General features: G+C 68.9%; 11 protein-coding genes. 1 reads left to right on the top strand and 10 read right to left on the bottom strand.

Translation table 11 applies throughout. The features are described from left to right. Positions 1 to 100 precede the first annotated feature (100 nt). The 10 genes from AC07O8_RS24190 to queF all read right to left on the bottom strand — a co-directional run bounded on the left by AC07O8_RS24190 (position 101) and on the right by queF (position 9908). Entirely contained in the window at positions 101 to 535 is a 435-nt protein-coding gene (locus AC07O8_RS24190; RefSeq protein WP_495050481.1) for an organic hydroperoxide resistance protein, read from the bottom strand. Between the two features lie 49 nt (positions 536 to 584). Next, positions 585 to 1145, bottom strand: coding sequence for a MarR family winged helix-turn-helix transcriptional regulator (locus tag AC07O8_RS24185; RefSeq protein ID WP_495050480.1), 561 nt, complete (start codon positions 1143 to 1145; stop codon positions 585 to 587). Positions 1146 to 1298: 153 nt separating this feature from the next. Continuing rightward, positions 1299 to 3341 (bottom strand): ATP-binding cassette domain-containing protein, encoded by a 2043-nt coding sequence (locus AC07O8_RS24180; protein WP_495050479.1) that lies wholly within the window; start codon positions 3339 to 3341, stop codon positions 1299 to 1301. After that, a complete protein-coding gene (gene prmB / locus AC07O8_RS24175) occupies positions 3338 to 4258 on the bottom strand; it encodes a 50S ribosomal protein L3 N(5)-glutamine methyltransferase (protein ID WP_495050478.1) in 921 nt (306 codons plus the stop codon). Before prmB ends, AC07O8_RS24180 begins: the two co-directional genes overlap by 4 nt. Beyond that, positions 4255 to 5406, bottom strand: coding sequence for a succinyl-diaminopimelate desuccinylase (gene dapE / locus AC07O8_RS24170; RefSeq protein ID WP_495050477.1), 1152 nt, complete (start codon positions 5404 to 5406; stop codon positions 4255 to 4257). Before dapE ends, prmB begins: the two co-directional genes overlap by 4 nt. 48 nt (positions 5407 to 5454) lie before the next feature. Continuing rightward, on the bottom strand, positions 5455 to 6621 hold the full coding sequence (locus AC07O8_RS24165; RefSeq protein WP_297531404.1) for a PilT/PilU family type 4a pilus ATPase: 1167 nt from the start codon (positions 6619 to 6621) through the stop codon (positions 5455 to 5457). Between the two features lie 142 nt (positions 6622 to 6763). Beyond that, a complete protein-coding gene (gene dapD / locus AC07O8_RS24160; RefSeq protein WP_495050476.1) occupies positions 6764 to 7582 on the bottom strand; it encodes a 2,3,4,5-tetrahydropyridine-2,6-dicarboxylate N-succinyltransferase in 819 nt (272 codons plus the stop codon). A gap of 110 nt (positions 7583 to 7692) precedes the next feature. Next, complete coding sequence (dapC, locus tag AC07O8_RS24155; protein ID WP_495050475.1) at positions 7693 to 8943, bottom strand: succinyldiaminopimelate transaminase; 1251 nt, start codon at positions 8941 to 8943, stop codon at positions 7693 to 7695. Positions 8944 to 9007: 64 nt separating this feature from the next. Beyond that, positions 9008 to 9433, bottom strand: coding sequence for an SET domain-containing protein (locus AC07O8_RS24150; RefSeq protein ID WP_495050474.1), 426 nt, complete (start codon positions 9431 to 9433; stop codon positions 9008 to 9010). A gap of 43 nt (positions 9434 to 9476) precedes the next feature. Next, positions 9477 to 9908 (bottom strand): preQ(1) synthase, encoded by a 432-nt coding sequence (queF, locus tag AC07O8_RS24145; protein WP_067281975.1) that lies wholly within the window; start codon positions 9906 to 9908, stop codon positions 9477 to 9479. A 338-nt stretch (positions 9909 to 10246) separates the two neighbouring features. Between queF and smc the strand changes: the two genes are divergently transcribed. Further along, positions 10247 to 13759 (top strand): chromosome segregation protein SMC, encoded by a 3513-nt coding sequence (gene smc / locus AC07O8_RS24140; RefSeq protein WP_495050473.1) that lies wholly within the window; start codon positions 10247 to 10249, stop codon positions 13757 to 13759. The last annotated feature ends 37 nt before the right edge of the window (positions 13760 to 13796 follow it).

Below are 13796 nucleotides of genomic sequence, written 5' to 3'. Positions count from 1 at the left end.
GCTGATCCCGCATCGGACCAAAGAATCGGGCCAAAGAAAAAGCGCCGGCATTGCCGGCGCTTTTTTCATCGCGAATCCGGATGGGGCCGGATCCGGACGATCAGACGATCGTCAGCGTGACGTCGATGTTGCCGCGGGTGGCGTTGGAGTACGGGCAGACCTCGTGCGCCTCGGCGACCAGCTTCTCCAGCGCGGCGCGGTCCATGCCCGGCACCGAGATCTTCATCGACACGGCGATGCCGAAGGCGCCCGGCTTGTTGGCGTGGGGGCCGATGCCGACTTCGCTGGTGATCGAGACTTCGGCCGGCAGGGCGACCTTGTTGCGGCCCGAGACGGCCTTCATCGCGCCGATGAAGCAGGCGGAGTAGCCCGCGGCGAACAGTTGTTCAGGGTTGGTGCCGGCACCGCCGCCGCCGCCGAGTTCCTTTGGCGTCGACAGGTCGACCTTCAGCGCGCCGTCGGACGACTGCGCGGTGCCTTGACGGCCGCCAGTGGCGGTGGCGGTGGCGGTGTAGAGGGCTTTTTCGATGGCCATGTGAGGCTCCTTGGTGGTGATGGGTGGGGGGTGAACGGACAACTCGGGGTCAGGTCTCGCCATCCTCGTCCGCAGTGACGGGATCGGCGGGATCGCGAGCCAGGTGGGTCAGTACGTTGGCTCGCAATTCATGCAGGCGCTTTGTCAGCGACTCCAGTTCGGCGGGGCCGCAGGCGCTGGCGCAGGCCAGCTGTTCAGGGATGGCGACGGCCTGGTCGCGCAGTGCGCGGCCGGCCGGCGTCAGATGGATCTCGACGCGACGCTCATCGGTCAGCGCACGACGGCGCTCGATGAAACCACTCGACTCGAGGCGCTTGAGCAGCGGCGTGAGCGTGCCGGAGTCCAGGTTCAGCCGTTGCCCCAGTTCAGAGACGCTCGGGCCGTCGGTCTCCCACAGCACCAGCATCGCCAGGTATTGCGGGTAGGTCAGGCCCATCGGAGCCAGCAGCGGCTTGTAGAGCTTCGTCATCGCCAGCGAGGTCGAATAGAGCGCGAAGCACAGCTGAACGTCCAGCTTCAGCCAGTCCGTGCCCGCAGGCACTGGCAGGGCGCGAACCGCGGCCGGGGCGGCGGCGGTGTCCTGCGGATGGAAGCGGGTCGTGTTCGGCATGGGATGAACTATAGCGAGCAATTCAATTGCGCACAATTGAAATGGTCTTTGAGCGTGGTTGACGGGAACTATGGGCGGCGATCGCCGGAAGTTCCAGAATGAAAAACGCCCCGGGGACGTGATCACCGGGGCGTGCTGAAGCGCGGGGCAGAGTCAGCCCGTCGTCTGGATCGCGTCGACCTGTTCGCTGAGTTCGAGCCAACGGAGCTCCGCGGCTTCCACCTCGTCGCCGATGGCCTTCAAGCGCTTTCCGGCGTCGGCGATCTGCGCCGACGTCTGGCCGGCGCCGGAGAGCTGCGCTTCAAGCGCGGCGCGCTCTTCCGACCACGCCTTCATGCGGGTATCGATCTGCTCCATCTCCTTGCGCAGCGGGCGTGTCTGCTCGGACAGTTTCTGGCGGGCCTGTCCGCTGAGCTTGCGGTCTTCCCGCTTGACGGGGGCGGACGGTGCCACCGGCGCGGCAAGCACGGGGGCTGCTGCCACCGCCACGGGGGACGGCGCAGGGGCGGCGGGGGCGGCGCTCGTGGCGCTTGTGGCGCTGCTGGCGCGGGCGCTGCGCAGTGCCTGCTTGGCCTCTTCCTTGGCGAGCTTCGCGGCCTCCTTGGACCGATCGAGCAGCCAGCGCTGGTAGTCGTCCAGGTCGCCGTCGAAGGGCGCGAGCTTGCCGTCGGCCACCAGCCAGAACTCGTCGCAGACCTCGCGCAGCAGGGCACGGTCATGGCTGACCAGCATGACGGTGCCTTCGAACTCGTTGAGCGCCATCGACAGCGCTTCGCGCGTCTGCAGGTCCAGGTGGTTGGTCGGCTCGTCCAGCAGCAGCAGGTTGGGGCGCTGCCAGACCAGCATCGCCAGCACCAGCCGCGCCTTCTCGCCCCCCGACAGGCTGCCCACCTCCTGGTTGACCATGTCCCCGACGAAGCGGAACTGGCCGAGGAAGTCGCGCAGCTCCTGCTCGCGCGCGTTCGGGCTGACCTCCTTGGCCAGCCGGATCATGTGCATCAGCGGGCCTTCGTCGGGCCGCAGCACGTCCATCTCCTGCTGCGCGAAGTAGCCGATCGACAAGCCCTTGCCCTCGGTGATCGTGCCGCCCATCGCGCGCTGCATGCGCGCCACCGTCTTCACGAAGGTCGACTTGCCCTGACCGTTCGCGCCCAGGATGCCGAAGCGCTGGCCGGCGAGCACGGAGCGGTCGATGCCGCGCACGATGACCTTCTCGCCCTCGTCCGTGTCGTAACCCACCGCGACCGTGTCGAACATCAGCATCGGATTGGGCAGGTTCTGCGGCTCGCGGAACTCGAAGCTGAAGTCCGAGGCCGTCAGCACCGGCGCCAGGCGCTCCATGCGTTCCAGCGCCTTCACGCGGCTCTGCGCCTGCTTGGCCTTGCTGGCCTTGGCCTTGAAGCGGTCGATGAACTTCTGCAGGTGCGCCATGCGCTCCTGCTGCTTGCTGAAGGCCTGCTGCTGCTGGAGCATGCGCTCCGCGCGCATCGATTCGAACGCGGTGTAGTTGCCGCCGTAGCGGTACAGCTTCGCGTCGTCCAGATGCAGCGTGACCTTGGTGATCGCGTCCAGGAACTCGCGGTCATGGCTGATGATGATCATCGTGCCTTCATAGCGCTGCAGCCAGGCTTCCAGCCAGACCAGGGCATCCAGGTCCAAGTGGTTGGTGGGCTCGTCCAGCAGCATCAGGTCGGACGGGCACATCAGCGCGCGCGCCAGCTGCAGCCGCATGCGCCAGCCGCCGGAGAAGCTGTTGACCGGCGCATCGACCTGCGCGCCCTTGAAGCCCAGGCCCATCATCAGCGCCTGCGCGCGGGCGGGCGCGTCCAGGCTGCCGGCGTCCATCAGCTGCGCATAGGCGTCGGCGATGGCGTGGCCGTCATCGGCGGCTTCGGCCTCGGCCAGCGCCTGGCGCGCGGCCATCAGCCGGACGTCGCCTTCCAGCACGAACTCGGTGGCCGGCATGTCGGTTTCGGGCATGTGCTGCGCCACTTCGGCGAGCGCCCAGTGGCGCGGGATCTCCACGTCGCCCTTGTCGCTGTGCAGGCGGTCGGTCAGCAGCGAGAACAGGCTGGACTTGCCCGCGCCGTTGCGGCCCACCAGGCCGACCTTCTCGCCGGGTTGCAGCACGACGCTCGCGTCATCGAGAACGACCTTGGTGCCGCGGCGCAGCACGATGTTGCGCAGCGTGATCATGGGGAAACTCCTTGTTCGTCATCAGGGCCGAAGCCCGCGGCGACCAGCGCCTCGCGCGTCAGCAGCAGGACCTGGTCCTCGCCCGCGGAGGTCTCGAGCCAGGCGGCTTCGAGTCGCGGGAAGGCGGCTTCAAAAAATTCGCGCTCGTTGCCGATCTCCAGGACCAGCACCGCGTGCGGCGTCATCTGCGCGGGCGCGCCGCAGAGCAGGGCACGGATGAAGTCCATGCCGTCGGCGCCGCCCGCCAGCGCCAGCTCGGGCTCGGCGCGGTATTCGTCCGGCAGCGCCGCCATCGACGTGCTGTTCACGTACGGCGGATTGCACAGGATCAGGTCGTACGGGCCTTGCGCCGGCGTGAGGCCGTCGCCCTGCAGCAGTCGGATGCGATCGCCGAGCTGGTGACGCCCGACATTGATCGCCGCGACCGCGAGCGCGTCGGCGCTCAGGTCGATCGCGTCGACCGCCACATCGGGCCAGGCCATCGCGGCCAGCACGGCCAGGCTGCCGTTGCCGGTGCACAGGTCCAGCACGCGCCGGGTGTGGTCGGACAGCCAGGCGTCGATGGTCGCGTCGGCCAGCAGCTCGGCGATGAAGCTGCGCGGCACGATGGCGCGCTCGTCGACGTAGAACGGCACGCCCTGCAGCCACGCTTCGCGCGTCAGGTAGGCGGCGGGCTTGCGCGTGGCGATGCGTTCGGCCACCAGGGCCTCGACCTTCGCGCGGCCGGCGTCGTCGACCGCCTCGGCGTGGTGCACATCGAGCGCATCGAGCGCATCGAGCGCGTCCAGCGGCATGTCCAGCGCCCACAGGCTCAGCCAGGCGGCCTCGTCGAAGGCGTTCGTCGTGCCATGCCCAAACGAAACGCCCGCCTCACGGAGGCGGGCGGCCTGGGCCTCGATCAATTCCAACAGCGTCACAGCAGCAGATTCTCCAGGGTGCGTCGGTAGATGCGCGTCAACGGCGCGATCTGGTCCAGCGGCACGTATTCGTCGATCTTGTGGATGCTCGCATTGAGCGGTCCGAATTCCACCACCTGCGGGCAGAGCTTGGCGATGAAGCGGCCGTCCGAGGTGCCGCCGGTCGTGGACAACTCGGCGGTCACGCCGGTCTCGGCCTCGATGGCGGCGCTGATCGCGGCCGACAGCTCGCCCACCGGCGTCAGGAAGGGTTCGCCGGACAGCGACCAGTCGAGCGCGTACGCGAGGCCGTGACGCTCCAGCAGCGCGTGCACCCGCTGCTTCAGCGAGTCCGGCGTCGATTCGGTCGAGAAGCGGAAGTTGAAGTCCACCACCATCTCGCCGGGGATCACGTTGCCGGCGCCGGTGCCGGCGGTGAGGTTGGAGATCTGGAAGGTCGTCGGCGGGAAGTAGGCGTTGCCACCGTCCCATTCGCTCACGGCCAGTTCGGCCAGCGCGGGCGCGGCCAGGTGGACCGGATTGCGCGCCAGATGCGGGTAGGCGACGTGGCCCTGCACGCCGATCACCCGCAGCTTGCCGGAGAGCGAGCCGCGGCGGCCGTTCTTGACCGTGTCGCCGAGCCGCTCGACCGACGTCGGCTCGCCGACGACGCAGTAGTCGAGCCGCTCGCCGCGCGCGCGCAGACGCTCGACGCAGACGACGGTGCCGTCACGCGCCGGGCCTTCCTCGTCGCTGGTGAGCAGGAAGGCGACGCTGCCGCGGTGGTCCGGGTGCATCGCGGCGAAGTCCTCCGCCGCGACGACCATGGCCGCCAGCGAGGTCTTCATGTCCGCCGCGCCGCGTCCGTACAGCCGGTCGCCGCGCACGGTGGGGACGAAGGGATCGCTGGTCCACTTCGCGAGGTCGCCGGTGGGCACCACGTCGGTATGGCCGGCGAAGACCAGCAGCGGACCGTCCGCCGACTGGCCGCGACGCACCGCCCACAGGTTGCTGACGCGGAAGTCGTCCGGCCCGCTGTCCAGCCGTTCGAGCGTGAAGCCGGCGCCGGCCAGGCGCGCGCCGATCAGCTCCAGGCAACCGGCATCGGCCGGTGTCACCGACGGGCGGGCGATCAACTGCTCCAGCAGTGCGAGGGTCAGGTCGTCCATCGGTCGTCGGGATCGTCGGTGCGTTCAGGGCTGCGGCGTTTCAAGGGGTCAGCTCGGCTGCACGTCCAGCGTGATGGAGGTGAAGTTGGCGGTGTCCTCCGCCGGCTCTTCCTTCTTCGGCGCGCCCGGGCCACCGGGCTTGACCCCGGGGCCGTCGTTCTGCAGGCGCCAGAGCAGGTTGGTCGGCGAGTCGGCGAAGGCCAGGCCTTCCTCGCGGGTGATCGTGCCGTCAGTGATGAGGCGGGCGAAGTGTTCCTCGAAGCTCTGCGAGCCCTCGGCCATCGACTTCTCCATGGCCTCCTTGACGCCGGCGAAGTCGCCTTGCTCGATCAGTTCCGCGACCAGCTTGGTGTTCAGCAGGATCTCGGTGACCGGCACGCGGCCGCCCGCGGCGGCGCGCACCAGGCGCTGCGAGACCACCGCCTTCAGGCCGGCGCCCAGGTCGTTCAGCATCGCCGGACGCGATTCCGGCGTGTAGAAGGACATGATCCGGTTGAGCGCGTGGTAGCTGTTGTTGCCGTGCAGCGTGGCGACGACCAGATGGCCCGACAGCGCGTACGAGATCGCGGCCGTCATCGTCTCGCGGTCGCGGATCTCGCCGATCAGGATGCAGTCCGGCGCCTGGCGCAGCGCGTTCTTCAACGCGATCTGCAGCGAGGCGGTGTCGCGGCCGACCTCGCGCTGGTTGACCAGCGAGCGCTTGTTGGTGAACAGGTATTCCAGCGGATCCTCGATCGTGAGGATGTGGCCGGTCATCGTCTGGTTGCGGTGCTCCAGCATCGACGCGAGCGTGGTGCTCTTGCCGGTGCCGGTCGCGCCGACCATCAGGATCAGGCCGCGCTTCTCGGTGATCAGCTTGGCCAGGATGGGCGGCAGGCCCAGGCTGTCCAGCGTGGGGATGACGTGCGGGATGTGCCGGAACACCGCCGCGATCGAGCCGCGCTGGCGGAAGCCCGAGAGCCGGAAGCTGCCGACCTTGGGGATCGAGACCGCCAGGTTCAGCTCGCCGTTGGTGTCCAGCTCGGACATGTGCTGCGGATCGACGACCTCGGAGATCAGCGCACGCGGCTGCGCCGGGGTCAGGAGTTGATCCGACAGCTGCAGCATCTGTCCGTTGATCCGGATCAGCACCGGCATGTTGGCCGACAGGTAGGTGTCGGATGCGCCCTTCTCGGCCATCAGGCGCAGGATGCGCTCCATGTTTCCCGTGCTCATCTCCATCCCTTCTTGCCGACAACCCGGTCCGGCATCCTAAACGTTGTATTCACCAGGCGGCGCCCTGGGTCCGGCGTGGCCGGACACAGGGGCTCGCCCCCTCCTGAGGGGGCCGGCGTCAGCCGGCAGGGGGTGGGCCCGATTACGCGCGCAGCAGTTCGTTGATGCTGGTCTTGGCGCGAGTGCCGGCGTCGACCTTCTTGACGATGATGGCGGCGTACAGGCTGTACTTGTCGTTCTTCGGCAGGCTGCCGCTGATGACGACCGAGCCGGCCGGGACGCGACCGTACGAGACGGTGTCGGTCTCGCGGTCGTAGATCGGGGTGCTCTGGCCGATGTAGACGCCCATCGAGATGACCGAGTTCTCCTCGACGATCACGCCCTCGACGATCTCCGAGCGCGCGCCGATGAAGCAGTTGTCCTCGATGATGGTCGGGTTGGCCTGCAGCGGCTCCAGCACGCCGCCGATGCCGACGCCGCCGGACAGGTGGACGTGCTTGCCGATCTGCGCGCAGGAACCGACGGTGGCCCAGGTGTCGACCATCGTGCCTTCATCGACGTAGGCGCCGATGTTCACGTACGACGGCATCAGCACGACGTTCCTGGCCATGAAGCTGCCGCGGCGGGCGACGGCCGGGGGCACGACGCGCACGCCGGCGGCGCGCAGCTGCTCGTCGGTCTGGCCGCCGAACTTGGTCGGGACCTTGTCGAAGAAGGTCATGTCGCCGGCGCCCATCTGGCGGTTGTCGTTCAGGCGGAAGGACAGCAGCACGGCCTTCTTGACCCATTGGTGCACGGTCCATTCACCGACGGCCTTGCGCTCGGCCACGCGCAGCGTGCCGGCGTCCAGGCCGGCGATGACCTCGTCCACCGCGGCCCGCACTTCGGGGCTGTTGGCGGAGGTCAGGTTGGCGCGGCCTTCCCAGGCGAGGTCGATGATCGATTGCAGGTCTTGCGTCATGGTGCGGGGATGTGTTCGAGGGGATTCGGAAAGCGGTGGGGGAGCGAGGCGTGTCGGGCGATGCGTGTCGGGCGATGCGTGTGGGCCGAGGCGCGTGAAGCGGTGAACGGTCAGGACGACGGTTGAAGCTGCTTCACGAAGGCGACGATGCGGTGGGCGGCTTCCAGGCATTCGGCCTGCTCGGCCACCAGCGCCAGGCGGATGCGGCCGGCGCCGGGGTTGATCCCCTGGGCGTCGCGGGCCAGCAGGCTGCCGGGCAGGACGCCGACATTGTATTGAGCGAGCAGCCCCTGGGCGAAGCCAATATCGTTACCGTCTGGCACGGCCGCCCACAGGTAGAAACCCGCGTCGGGCAGGGCGACGTCCAGCACCTCGGCCAGCAGCGGCGTGACGGCGGCGAACTTGGCGCGGTACTGCGCGCGGTTGGCGATCACATGGTCCTCGTCGTTCCAGGCGGCGATGCTGGCGGCCTGGATCAGCGGGCTCATCGCCGAGCCGTGGTAGGTGCGGTACAGCAGGAAGCGCTTGATCCATGCGGCGTCGCCGGCGACGAAGCCCGAACGCATGCCCGGCACGTTGGAGCGCTTGGACAGGCTGGTGAACGCGATCAGGTTGCGGAAGTCCGGGCGGCCGAGCCGAGCGGCCGCCTGCAGGCCCGACAGCGGGGCGGCGTCGGGGCCGTCGCGGAAGTAGATCTCGGAATAGCACTCGTCCGAGGCGATCACGAAGCCATACCGGTCGCTGAGCTCGAACAGCGTCTGCCATTCGGACAGCGGCATGACGGCGCCGGTCGGGTTGCCCGGCGAGCACACATACAGCAGCTGCGTGCGCGACCAGGTCGCCGCGTCGATCCGCGACCAGTCGGCGGCGAAATTGCGCGCCGGGTCGGAGTTCGCGAAGGCCGGCGTCGCGCCCGCGAGCAGCGCGGCGCCTTCGTAGATCTGATAGAAGGGATTGGGGCAGACGACGGTCGCGCCGGGGCGGGACGGATCGATCACGACCTGCGCGAGGGCGAACAGCGCCTCCCGCGAGCCGTTCACCGGCAGGACCTGCGTGGCGGGATCGAGGGCCAGCGCATAACGCCGCTGCAGCCAGCCGGCGATGGCCTCGCGCAGCCGGGGTTCGCCGGCGGTGGCGGGATAGCTGGACAGGCCCTTGAGGTTGGCCATCAGCGCGTCTTCGACGAGCTGGGGCGCCGGATGCTTCGGCTCGCCGATGCCCAGGGAGATCGGCCGGAGGTCGGGGTTCGGAACGATGCCCTGGGTCAGGGCGCGCAGGCGCTCGAACGGGTAGGGGTTCAGCAGCGCCAGTCGAGGATTGACGGGCGGCTGGACCGGGGGCGAAGCAGGGGTGGAGCTCATGCGAGGAATCATAGGGGGACGCGCGCCGCCCCCGGTACTTGCGTCGACAACGCAGGCTTGCCGATCAAAGCGAACCTCGACACCCCGGCGCGCCGCAGCGGCAGGGCAGGCGTCCCTCGTGATGGGTCGATCCGTAGTCGACGGTGATCTCGTCGCCGGGCGCGAGATCGCCCAGCGCGAAGAAGCTGATCTCGCCGTCCTCGACCTGGATGCGGGCGTTGGGGCGGCAGCTGTGGTTGGTGAACCGCATCGCGTCCTGCGAGCGGCTCGCGTCGATCGCCCGCGCCGCGGAGAGCTCCACCAGCATCAGCCGCTGGCTCTCCTGCGCACGGCGGCGCGCCTCGGCAACGGTGATCGATTCGCCGGTCAGCAGGCCGAGCCGGGTGCCGGCGGGGATGACCTCGGCCGCGAACACGCCGTAGCCGTCGATGCGGCTGCGCCGGAGCGCGACCGCGACGAACTGCGTGTCCGTGTCGTAGGCCAGGGCCATCCGGCGGGCTTCGGTGAGGTCCAGCGACCGTTGGCCCAGCCGCTCAGCGCAGCAGGCCGGTCTCGAAGCCGTGCGCGGGCAGGTCCACCGCCGGCAGCGGCTTCCAGCCCTTCTTGCGGTGCTCGGTCACGACGTTCGTGTAGATGCCGCCGCGCACGTACCACTTCGCGGTGATGCGGATGAAGCGCGGGTTCGTGACCTTCACGATGTCCTCGAGGATGGTGTTGGTCACCTTCTCGTGGAACGCGCCCTCGTCGCGGTAGCTCCAGAAGTACATCTTCAGGCTCTTGAGCTCGACGCAGTACTGGTCCGCGATCATGTCGATCGTGAAGTGCGCGAAGTCCGGCTGGCCGGTCAGCGGGCAGTGGCAGGTGAACTCGGGGATCTGGAACTGGATGACGTAGTCGCGTTCCGGCGCCGGGTTGGGGAAGACGTGGATCTCCTTGCTCGGACGGCTGGGCGGATTGGGCGGCATGTCGCGCATCTTGGGCGGCACGGCGGTGTCCGGCTTGACGTTCTTCGCGGCCTTGATCGGCTCGACGAACTTCAGCGCCTTGGAAGCCTTGGGCGCCTTGGCGTCCTTGGCTTTGGAAGAGGAAACGGCAGCCGGCGCGGCCGGCTTGGCGGAAGGGGTCTTGGCCATGTGGATTCGAGAGTGGGGCGGTCGCTGCTTCAAAGGGCGGCGAGGGCCGGAATGCGAAGGGCGCGATGGTATCATCCGCCGCGAATCGAGCGCCCCGTCAAGGGGCGTTTCCACAATCAAATCAAAGGCTTAGATCACGTGACGGCTGCGACGGCCGGTGGTCCCACCCGATGCGACTGAACTCGATCAAGCTCTCGGGCTTCAAGTCCTTTGCCGATCCGACGACCTTCCAGCTGCCCGGGCAGCTGGTCGGCGTGGTCGGCCCCAACGGCTGCGGCAAGTCCAACATCATGGATGCGGTGCGCTGGGTGCTGGGCGAAAGCAAGGCCAGTGAACTGCGCGGCGAGTCCATGCAGGACGTGATCTTCAACGGCTCGGGCAACCGCAAGCCGGCCAGCCGCTCCAGCGTGGAGCTGGTGTTCGACAACACCAGCGCCCGCGCCGGCGGCCAGTGGAACCAGTTCACCGAGATCGCCGTCAAGCGCGTCCTGACCCGCGACGGCACCAGCAGCTACTTCATCAACAACCAGCCGGTGCGTCGTCGCGACGTGCAGGACGTGTTCCTCGGCACCGGCCTGGGGCCGCGCGCCTACGCCATCATCGGCCAGGGCACGATCAGCCGGATCATCGAGTCCAAGCCCGAGGAACTGCGCATGTTCCTCGAGGAGGCCGCCGGCGTCTCGAAGTACAAGGAACGCAGACGCGAGACCGAGCTCCGGCTGCGCGACACGCGCGAGAACCTGACCCGCGTCGAGGACATCCTGCGCGAGCTCAACAACAACCTCGAGAAGCTGGAACGCCAGGCCGAGGTCGCCGCGAACTACCGCAACCTGCAGGAGCAGGGCACGCTGAAGCTGCACCAGCTGTGGTTCCTGAAGCACCGCGACGCGGCCGGCGAGGCCACGCGGGTGAAGACCGAGCACTCGGAGGCGGTGAATGCGCTCGAGGCCCGCATGGCCGAGTTGCGTCACCTCGAGGCCGAGCTGGAGACCCTCCGCCAGGCCCACTACGGCGCCGGCGACGAGCTGCACGCCGCGCAAGGCCGCATGGCCGAGGCGCAGATGGAGGTCAGCCGGCTGGAGGAGCGCATCCGCTACGTCGTCGAAGGCCGCCAGCGGCTGGAGCAGCGCCTGGTCGAACTGCAGGCGCAGAACCAGCAGTGGCAGGACCGCGCCGAGCAGGCGCAGGTGGAGCTCGAGGACGTCGCCACCCAGATCGCCCAGGCCGAGGAGCAGAGCGAGATCCTCGCCGCCCAGGCCGAGGAGCAGGCGATGAAGCTGCCCGAGGTCGAGGACCGGGTGCGCGCCGCGCAGGGCCGCGCCAACGAGCAGCGCACCCAGGTCACGCAGGTCCAGCAGCAGATCCAGGTGCTGGCCGCGGAGAGCCGCAGCGTCGACGAACAGCTCAAGGGCCTGCGCGGTCGCCGCGAGCGCCTCGCGCAGGAGCGTCAAGGGCTGGCCGCGCCGCAGCACGACAAGCTCGACGAGGTGAAGCGCCTGTCGGTCGCCGCCGACGAGCAGCAGGCCGTCGCCGACGCGCGTCTCGCGGAGCTCGCCGAAGCCGCGCCGGCCGCCGACGAGGCGCGCCAGCTGGCGCAACGGGAATCGCAGCAGCAGGCCGCGAAGCTGACGGACATCGTCGCCCGCCTGACCGCGCTGCGCGCGCTGCAGGAGAAGGTGCAGACCGAAGGCAAGCTCAAGCCCTGGCTGGCCAAGCACGGCCTGCAGGACATCAAGGGCCTGTGGACGCAGCTGCACATCACGCCGGGCTGGGAGAACGCCCTCGAGGCCGCGATGCGCGAGCGCATGGGCGCGCTGTCGGTGGGCCGGCTGGAGACGGTGCAGGCCTTCGCGTCCGATCCGCCGCCGGCGCGACTCGCGTTCTATTCGCTGCCCAGCGGCGAGATCGCCAACACGCACCGCGCGCTGTCGCCGCTCAGCGATCTGCTGAAGCTGGACTCCAACGGCCTGAAGGCGCTGCTGAACGATTGGCTGGGGGGCATCTACACCGCCGAGTCCATCTCGGAGGCGCTGGCGCAGCGCCCCAAGCTGACCCATGGCGAGCTGATCATGACCCGCGAGGGCCATGCCGTGAGCCAGTTCGCGGTGAGCTTCTACGCGCCCGACAGCGAGACCGCCGGTCTGCTGGCGCGCGCGCAGGAGATCGAGAACCTCGAACGCGAACAGCGTGCGCAGACCCTGATCGCCGACGAGTCGCGCGCGCAGGCCGTGCGGGCCGAAGCCGCCTACACGGACGCGTCGCAGCGCCTGGCGGTGGTGCGCCGCGAGGCTTCCGAGACGCAGGCCCGCGCGCATCAGCTGCAGGTCGAGCTGCTGCGCCTGGCGCAGCAGACCGAAGCCGCCGTCGCACGACGCACGCAGCTGGACGACGAGCTCGGCGAGATCGACGCGCAGAACGAGGCGCTGATGGAACGCCGCATGGAAGGCGAGGCGCGCTTCGAGGAACTGGACCAGCAGCTCGCGACGACGCAGGAGAAGCATGCCGAGCTCGACGAAGCGGTGATCAACGCCGAGCGCAAGCTGACCGAGGCCCGAGAACACCAGCGCGTGCTGGAGCGCCGCGCGCAGGAAGCCGTCTTCAGCGCCCGGGCGCTGGCGGCCAAGCGCGGCGAGCTGCAGCGCGCCATCGAGACCTCGCGCCAGCAGGTGCAGGTCAACGAGCAGACGGTGCAGAGCATGGCGCAGGAGCGCGCCGAGCTCGACGACGCCGCCGCGCAGGCCGGCCTGCAGGACGCGCTGGCGCTGAAGATGGAGCGCGAGCAGGCGCTGGCCGTCGTCCGCGCCAACTACGATGACCTCAGCCTGCGCCTCAAGCGCAGCGAGGAACAGCGCATGACGATCGAGCGCGCGCTCGAGCCGCTGCGCGAGCGCATCACCAAGCTGCAGCTCGACGAGCAGGCGGCCGCGCTGGGCGGTCAGCAGTTCATGGAGCAGCTGGTGGCGCAGAACGTCGACCTGGAAGCGCTCGCGAAGAGCGTCGAGGACGGCGGCGTCAAGCTCTACGGCCTGCAGGGCGAGATCGACCGCATCAACCGCGAGATCGCGGCGCTGGGCGCGGTGAACCTGGCGGCGCTCGACGAACTGGGCGCGGCGCGTGAGCGCAAGACCTTCCTCGATTCGCAGATGGCCGACCTCACCAGCGCGATCACGACGCTGGAGGACGCGATCCACAAGATCGACCTGGAGACGCGCGACCTGCTGGGCTCGACCTTCACCCAGGTCAACGAACATTTCGGGCGCATGTTCCCGAGCCTGTTCGGCGGCGGCCAGGCCAGGCTGGTCATGACCGGCGACGAGATCCTGGACGCCGGCGTGCAGGTGATGGCGCAGCCGCCGGGCAAGAAGAATTCGACCATCCACCTGCTGTCGGGCGGCGAGAAGGCGCTGACGGCGATCGCGCTGGTGTTCGCGATCTTCCAGCTGAACCCGGCGCCCTTCTGCCTGCTGGACGAGGTGGACGCGCCGCTGGACGACGCCAACACCGAGCGCTATGCGCGGCTGGTGTCGGAGATGAGCAAGATCACGCAGTTCCTGTTCATCTCGCACAACAAGATCGCGATGGAGATGGCCAAGCAGCTGATCGGCGTGACGATGCAGGAGCAGGGCGTGTCGCGCATCGTGGCGGTGGACATGGAATCCGCGCTGGCGATGGCCGAGCAATGAGGACGACGACGGTGATCGCGGCGCAGGAGGCCTACGG

Source organism: Roseateles sp. GW821-FHT09G09 (genome assembly GCF_059415965.1).
Note: the sequence above shows the minus strand (reverse complement) of the source record. Positions and strands in the feature narration are given on the sequence as shown.